At 41.3% G+C, this 5867-nt stretch carries 8 protein-coding genes; 4 read left to right on the top strand and 4 right to left on the bottom strand.

Going from position 1 to position 5867, the window contains the following annotated elements; genetic code table 11:
- The 4 genes from G5B11_RS19885 to G5B11_RS18125 form a co-directional block, all read right to left on the bottom strand.
- A partial coding sequence (locus G5B11_RS19885) for a reverse transcriptase domain-containing protein (protein ID WP_330603177.1) occupies nucleotides 1-298 on the bottom strand: 298 nt, incomplete at its 3' end.
- A gap of 82 nt (nucleotides 299-380) precedes the next feature.
- Nucleotides 381-608 (bottom strand): hypothetical protein, encoded by a 228-nt coding sequence (locus G5B11_RS19880; protein WP_330603176.1) that lies wholly within the window; start codon nucleotides 606-608, stop codon nucleotides 381-383.
- A gap of 617 nt (nucleotides 609-1225) precedes the next feature.
- Entirely contained in the window at nucleotides 1226-2521 is a 1296-nt protein-coding gene (locus G5B11_RS18130; RefSeq protein ID WP_055158599.1) for a tyrosine-type recombinase/integrase, read from the bottom strand.
- Between the two features lie 86 nt (nucleotides 2522-2607).
- Nucleotides 2608-3237, bottom strand: a complete 630-nt coding sequence (locus G5B11_RS18125) for a helix-turn-helix domain-containing protein (protein WP_055158601.1) — start codon at nucleotides 3235-3237, stop codon at nucleotides 2608-2610.
- Between the two features lie 171 nt (nucleotides 3238-3408).
- Between G5B11_RS18125 and G5B11_RS18120 the strand changes: the two genes are divergently transcribed.
- From G5B11_RS18120 to G5B11_RS18105, 4 genes are all read left to right on the top strand, one after another.
- Nucleotides 3409-3639, top strand: coding sequence for a helix-turn-helix domain-containing protein (locus tag G5B11_RS18120; RefSeq protein WP_004843519.1), 231 nt, complete (start codon nucleotides 3409-3411; stop codon nucleotides 3637-3639).
- A gap of 140 nt (nucleotides 3640-3779) precedes the next feature.
- Entirely contained in the window at nucleotides 3780-4094 is a 315-nt protein-coding gene (locus G5B11_RS18115) for a hypothetical protein (protein WP_006859028.1), read from the top strand.
- Nucleotides 4094-4453, top strand: a complete 360-nt coding sequence (locus G5B11_RS18110; protein WP_015520150.1) for a hypothetical protein — start codon at nucleotides 4094-4096, stop codon at nucleotides 4451-4453. The genes G5B11_RS18115 and G5B11_RS18110 overlap by 1 nt, the downstream gene beginning before the upstream one ends.
- A partial coding sequence (locus G5B11_RS18105; RefSeq protein ID WP_173729266.1) for a MobA/MobL family protein occupies nucleotides 4423-5867 on the top strand: 1445 nt, incomplete at its 3' end. The genes G5B11_RS18110 and G5B11_RS18105, both read left to right, overlap by 31 nt.

The raw sequence follows: 5867 nt of genomic DNA, 5'->3' as shown, positions 1-5867 counted from the left end.
GCTCGAATTTTCCTTGCTCCATTATTCCTGCTTTAAGGTATTTACGTATTAGCCACAATAAGTTCTTATCCTGTATATTCCATTCAAGGAACTTCATCATCCAATCATGGTCGATATGGTCAAAGAAACCTTTGATATCGGCATCTACGATATAGCTGATTTTTCCATAGCTTATCCGTTGGTATACTTCTTTTATTGCTTCGTGACACCCCCTATTCGGTCTGAATCCATACATGCAGTTTAGGAATCTCGGTTCATAAATAGCTCCCAGTATTTTCTTCACTGCCATTTGTACAATCTTATCTTCATAGGAAGCAATCCCTAATGGTCGTTTCTTTCCATTTCCTTTAGGTATATATACCCTCAGTGACGGAAGTGGCTTAAAGGATTTGTTTTTTCAACCTCTGTACCAGTTCCTTGATATTTCTATCAAGGTTCTTCCCATACTCATCCTTAGTTACCTTGTCAATTCCGACTGCTTTGTTCCCATCTAATTCCTTATGGCATTGCTTTAGCATATCTTCATTTATCAAGTGGTACACTGATGTAAATATAGGATGTTTTGATGTTGCCGATATCTCAGCTATTCTTACTAATTTCGTTTCCATTATTTCCTCCGTCCCTGAGTACGGATAATGTGTCCTCAGTAAGACCTTTACTATGCAATCCCCTTCCCTCAATCAGCATTGCCCGATTTCTACAGTACTATGGGATTGTCCGACCACCTACCATTCATTTGAAATCCTCCGTTTTCAGTTGCAACTTCATACTCTTCTTCGAGAAATGGCAGGTTCTCCCCAGTTGATGTGTATTCACAATGTAAAACATGATTGGTTCTCTGACTCCGCAGTGCCACATAACACTCGCCATATCGCATTACATGATATTGCCTTCCGCACCAGTTAAGACGTCGACCGACTGAAGTTAACGTTTCGAAGCTCAATCACTATTCAACCCTGCTTTCTTGCTGTCTACGCTTGTCAGATGCCGTTACCGGCATCATCCCAAGACTCGCTATTATCTGGTTGGCTAAACCTTGGATAAACCGGAATCCCACCGGCTTGACTACACACCCTTAGCTGGGCGCACAACTGGAATTTATATAATTATTCCTCTAACTTTCCCTATTTTACAGGCTTTCCCGCCTGTTCATTAGTGAAATGATATGTAGTTTCCCTTATTTTTGCCCTTATGAGATAATCACAAGGGAAATAAGGGAAATTTTTTAGTCATTGCCTACCACTTTATCAAGAAGCCGAACCGATTTTCGTTTCGCATCTCTTGTGGAGTGAGCATAGACGTTCATTGTGGTACTGACATCTGAGTGTCCTAACAATTCCTGCACATCTTTTGGGGCAGCTCCATTTGCTAAAAGGTTGCTTGTATAGGTGTGACGTAACTGGTGGAAATGAAAGCCTTCAAATCCCTCTAATGTTTTTGCTACCTTTCTGCATACCGTTCCCAAAGTAGTCGGAAGTTCCAGACAGCCATCAGGTCTTAAGCAGACGAAAGAAATTTCTTTATAATCTGCCGGGACTTCCTCTGTTCTGTCTAAGCAATAATACTCGTAGTACACTCTGTTTTTCTCTTTGACCTCTTTGTAGTAGTTCGTGTGATAAAGTTCTCCGTACTGCATTCGATTCTTTAACTGCTCTTTCCGGGCATTACGGAAAATCTCTACCAGCGTATCTCCAAAATCAACAATCCTCACTTTTTTCCGCTTGGTTGGTCCGATGATATATTTGCGCTTTGAGCCATCATATCGGATGCTGCGTCTTATGGTAAGGCATTGTTCTTCCAGATTTACGTCCTGCCACGCCAAACCGCAGGCTTCTCCAATACGAAGCCCGGCATAATAGGCTATCTGGATTGGAAGTATTGCGGCTGGGTTCTTTTTTTGAAGATACGCAAGCAGTCTTTCATAATCTTTTCGTGAAATTGGTTGGATATTTCCGTCCATGTCCTCATCCGAAAACAAATCAACTTCGTCCGTCTGATACCGCAGTTTAATATACTGCATAGGATTGAACGTAATATACTGTTTTGGAAATACTGCAAAGCGGAATGATTGCTGCATGACTGCGGAAAAAGAATGGATGTAGTCTTTGCTGTAACCCTTTTTCTCTTTTCCATCGGGATGAACTCCCCCGAAGGAAAGCAAATCAAAGAAGGATTGCAAATGCTCAGAGGTTACATTTTTTAATTTCCGTTCTGCCAGCGGATGTTTCTTAATATTTCGGATTGTTCCGAGGTAATTCTCCACCGTACCATTGCTGAGCGTACCTGTTTTTAATTCCTCCTCTGCCCACACATCCAGAAGTTGTCCGACTGTGAGATTTTCCGCTTTGGCAACAAATTTCTTTTTCTCATAATCATCCATTGCCTGACGGAGCAGTTTTTCAGTTTCACTTTTGCTTTCTGTTCCAACGCATTCTTTCTGAACAAGATTGCCGCTTGCGTCCTCTACATAGAAGCGGTAGTACCATTTCTTTCCTTTTTTTCTTACAGATCCTTTTGCCATAATCGTATGTCTCCTTTCGATATTAGACAATCGGAACTGATGAAATGCTTCGTGCGTGTAAGTATATCATAACTCCGGTTGTCTTACTATACCGATTCGGAATCTTCGTATAAGACTTCTGATAAAAGATTTGCAAGCCTTTGTTCTGCTGTTTTTGGTTTCTTGGAATAGAGCCTTACAACGTCTGCCATCTCATTAAGAGCATTGATGGTAGGAGTGATTTCCCTTAAGAACATAATCTCATTATATTCCTCATTCGATTCAAACCCTATTGTTTTGGCAATATCCGTCTGACCATCATTCCCCTTGAAGTTTTTGCAGGCGAACTGGAAGGAATCCAAAAACAGACCATATTGTTTTAACATCAGCAGTAATAAATCTTTTGAAAAAGCATCTTCTTCTTTGGTAAGGGCAAGCGGTAACTGTTCCAGAATATCTCCCATCGCATCACGAATCTGTAACTCTCTCTTATCCGTAATGTCGGTTTCATATTCGTCTGTTTCCCCTTTGAGCCATTCCACAGATACATGGAGTGCTTCCGAAAGACCTTCCAGCACCATTTTTTTCGTATTGTCAATCGAACCATTCTCATAACGCAGGATTGTAGAAGCGGTAACTCCCATCTTTTCTGCGACATAAGGCTGTGTCAGATTCAATTCCAGACGGCGCTGTTTTATTCTGCTGCCTATCAGCTTGCGTAGTTCTTTATCTTTCATGCTGACTGCCTCCTTTTTCGGTATGTATGAATTATAGCATTGTTTCTCTAAAATTGCAATATGCAATATAAAAATTGTTTTTAATATTTCGTAACGCTTGACAAAAAGATTTGGAAGGGATATACTTACATCACAAGAATTGCATAATGCAATTTACAGGGAGGTGATTATATGACGCAAAGAAAAATTGCATTATCCATCGAAGAAGCTGCCGACTATACGGGAATCGGCAGAAACACCTTAAGACAGCTTGTAGAATGGAAGAAACTTCCGGTATTAAAGGTTGGTCGTAAAGTCCTGATTAAAACCGATATTCTGGAAATGTTTATGGAAGCGAATGAAGGTCGTGATTTGAGGGATAGAGGAAATGTAAAAGCCGTAACAAGAACTGCGGCAAATTAAAAAGGCGGCTTCCAAAGAAACCGCCAAAGGTTCTATCAGACCGAAGCCATGATATACCTACACGCAAGAAGATTATACCATGTGCTTCTTCTGATACGCAACCGAGAACTTATGTTTGCAAAAGAAAGGGGAATGTAATAATGGCAAAATCAACAAAAAGTTATGAAGAACGAATGCTTGAAATGGAAAAGAAGGAACAGGAAAGCCTTGAAAAAGCAAAACGATATGCAGCACAGAAGAAAGAACTTCTAAAACGAAAGAAAGCCGAAGAAAGTAAAAAACGAACCCATAGGCTCTGTCAGGTTGGCGGTGCGGTGGAATCCGTTCTTGGTGCGCCTATTGAGGAGGAAGACATCCCAAAGCTGATTGGTTTTCTGAAAAAGCAGGAAGCCAATGGGAAATTTTTCTCAAAGGCAATGCAGAAAGAAACAAATACTGATATGGAGGAAGTGTAATGGCGGAGGGGATGAGTTTTTCATTCCCTTCATTGCTTTTTCATGAAGGGCGCACTTATGGACAACCAGAGGTCGTCCCAATAAGTTTGCCACAAGTGGCAACCGGTCTGCGCTCACGCTTGCCGGGCTCGTTCCGTCGGCGGGGCTTTCAGCCAGACCTGCTCATGCCGCAGGAGGCACTCTTCGCCAGAGAGGCGCATTCCATGCAGGCTGCTATGCGCAGGGCACTCTTACGCAGAGGGCGTTCCGGCAATGCTGCTTTTTCTAAAACTGAAAGCAATGTTGCCGGAAATCTATGCCGGATACGTCAGAAAGGAGGAATCCAGACATGGCGATTTTTCATTACACAATCAAAATAGTCGGACGAAGTAAAGGGAAATCTGTTATCTCCGCTTCCGCATATCTCAATGGGGATGTGATGAAAAACGAGGAAACCGGGAGAATCAGTTATTACACTTCTAAAAAAGAAGTGGTCTACACCAGTCTTATGATGTGTGAAAACGTACCTCCTGAATGGCAGATAGTACTAGAAGAAAATATAAAACGCTTTCAAAAATCTGTCCGATACAAAAGATCAGAAGATAAAGAAGCTACTTTAGAAAAATTTAAAATCACATTTCAGAAACAAAGGTTATGGAATGAGGTATTGAAGATTGAAAAAAATGCAGATGCCCAACTTGGCAGGTCATTTGAATTTGCCCTTCCCAAAGAATGGAACAGACAGGAACAAATTCAATATACAACTGACTATATTCAAAAAACTTTTGTAGATAGAGGAATGTGTGCTGATTGGAGTATCCACGATAAAGGGGATGGCAACCCCCATGTTCATCTTCTTCTGACTATGCGTCCTTTTAACCCGGATCATTCTTGGGGAAAGAAAGAAGTCAAGGATTGGGATTTTGTCAGAGATAAAAACGGAAATATCGTGATTGATGAATCCCATCCGAACTGGTGGCAGGATAAGAAAAACCCTGACCGTCATGGAATCCGTATCCCTGTATTAGACGAAAACGGAATTCAGAAGATTGGTGCAAGAAACCGCCTGCAATGGAAACGGGTGCTGACCGATGCTACCGGATGGAACAATCCAAAAAATTGTGAACTGTGGCGGAGTGAGTGGGCAAAGGTGTGTAATGAACATCTTCCTTTGCATAATCAGGTCGATCACCGTTCTTATGAAAAACAGGGAAAACTCCAGATTCCTACCATCCATGAAGGCGCTGACGCAAGAAAGATTGAACAAAAGTTTCTTGCCGGGCAGGAAATAAAAGGTTCGTGGAAAGTAGCGGAAAATCAAATCATAAAACAACAAAACACGTTATTGCAAAAGATACTGGACACCTTTGGAAAAGTATCGGGTGCATTATCATTATGGAAGGAGCGATTAAATGACATTAGAAGAAAGCCGGGAAATTATACCCTTAATGGAATCCATGATTGGGCAAATCGAAGAACAGCAGACCTTAATGGCAGAAATGATTCTGGAAATGCAGAATCGGGACACCCAACTCTCTCTTATGCAGGAACAGAATCAGAAATTGCAAAAATTAAACAGCGAGTTATCCGAGCTGCTCAACATTTTGCCAAATACCGAGGAACTGCTTTCCAAGATGGAAGAACAGAAAACGAAGATAGAACTTTTGGAAAACGAAAATCAGCAATGGCAGAAATTGGTACAGAAGCTGAACAGCGAAAACAGTTTATTACTGAAACAGAACACCGAATTGCTGAACTGGAACAGCAGATAGAGAAAGGACGTGATATAGATGA

The sequence above is a fragment of the Blautia glucerasea genome (assembly GCF_013304385.1).
Taxonomy (GTDB): Bacteria; Bacillota; Clostridia; order Lachnospirales; family Lachnospiraceae; genus Blautia_A; species Blautia_A ammoniilytica.
This window is presented reverse-complemented; position numbering and strand designations above follow the sequence as displayed.

Excerpts from the sequence above, each read along its gene's own strand:
- G5B11_RS18120 (WP_004843519.1), top strand. The coding sequence starts at position 3,409 with ATGACGCAAAGAAAAATTGCATTATCCATCGAAGAAGCTGCCGACTAT.
- G5B11_RS18110 (WP_015520150.1), top strand. The coding sequence starts at position 4,094 with ATGGCGGAGGGGATGAGTTTTTCATTCCCTTCATTGCTTTTTCATGAA.
- G5B11_RS18115 (WP_006859028.1), top strand. The coding sequence starts at position 3,780 with ATGGCAAAATCAACAAAAAGTTATGAAGAACGAATGCTTGAAATGGAA.
- G5B11_RS18130 (WP_055158599.1), bottom strand. The coding sequence starts at position 2,521 with ATGGCAAAAGGATCTGTAAGAAAAAAAGGAAAGAAATGGTACTACCGC.
- G5B11_RS18125 (WP_055158601.1), bottom strand. The coding sequence starts at position 3,237 with ATGAAAGATAAAGAACTACGCAAGCTGATAGGCAGCAGAATAAAACAG.
- G5B11_RS19880 (WP_330603176.1), bottom strand. The coding sequence starts at position 608 with ATGGAAACGAAATTAGTAAGAATAGCTGAGATATCGGCAACATCAAAA.